This is a genomic window from Deinococcus rhizophilus (assembly GCF_030271215.1).
Classification (GTDB): Bacteria; Deinococcota; Deinococci; order Deinococcales; family Deinococcaceae; genus Deinococcus; species Deinococcus rhizophilus.
Genome location: NZ_JASNGB010000345.1, coordinates 1 through 853, shown reverse-complemented (window position 1 = coordinate 853; position 853 = coordinate 1). Strand labels below are relative to the sequence as shown.

The window sequence follows — 853 nt, the reverse complement described above, 5'->3', positions numbered from 1 at the left end:
GAGGGTGTTTGAAAAGGGTGTCAGTAGGGGTCAAGACGGCGAAGCATGAGGCGAATATTGGCGAGATAGCACCAGGCTTCGGTGGTTTGGGGTCGTCCCTCGAAGTCCCGGGATAACCGACGGGAGCGGGTCAACCAGGCCAGGGAACGCTCCACCACCCACCGTCTGGGCAAGACTTGAAAGCCGCGTGCGCCCGGTTCCGGGCGCACGACCTCGATCCTCCAACCGCACAGGGCTTTGACCCAACCCACCAAGCCTGCCTGATACCCACGGTCCACCCACACCAGTTCGATGCGGGGAAAGCGATGGCGCGCAGCGTTCAGCACGAATCGCCCACCGTTGTGATCTTGAACGTTCGCACTCGTGACCAACACGAACAGGAGCAGGCCCAAGGTATCGACCAACACGTGCCGTTTGCGTCCGATCAGTCGCTTGGCAGCATCTCTCCCTCGTGGCCCGGCTTGTGGAGAGCACCGGACGGATTGCGCGTCCAGGATGGCTGCACTGGGTTCAGCGCTGCGCCCTTGGGCGCAGCGCGTCTTGCGCACCAGGACACGGTTGATCGCGGCCCAGGTGCCGTCCCGCTCGAAGCGGCGGAAATACCAGTACACCGTCTGCCACTTCGGAAAGTCATGTGGCAAAGCGCGCCAGGTATTGCCGTTCTGGAGCGTGTACAGGATCGCGCACACGACCTCGTAGAGGTCCACAGCACGGGGCCGACCTCCGGGTCGGCCCGCAGGCAGCAGGGGTTCCAGCCGCTTAAACTGCTTCAGGGTCAGGTCACTCGGGTACGTTTTGCGTTTCACACCTCAAAACTGCCCCACAACCTGACCCTTTTCAAACACCCTCTCAG

Annotated in this window: 1 protein-coding gene; it reads right to left on the bottom strand. The window is 62.3% G+C overall.

Translation table 11 applies throughout. From position 1 onward, the window contains the following. Nucleotides 1–20: 20 nt before the first annotated feature. Nucleotides 21–806: an IS5 family transposase gene (locus QOL99_RS17245; RefSeq protein ID WP_285525635.1), complete on the bottom strand. Its 786-nt coding sequence runs from the start codon at nucleotides 804–806 to the stop codon at nucleotides 21–23. Nucleotides 807–853: the final 47 nt, after the last annotated feature.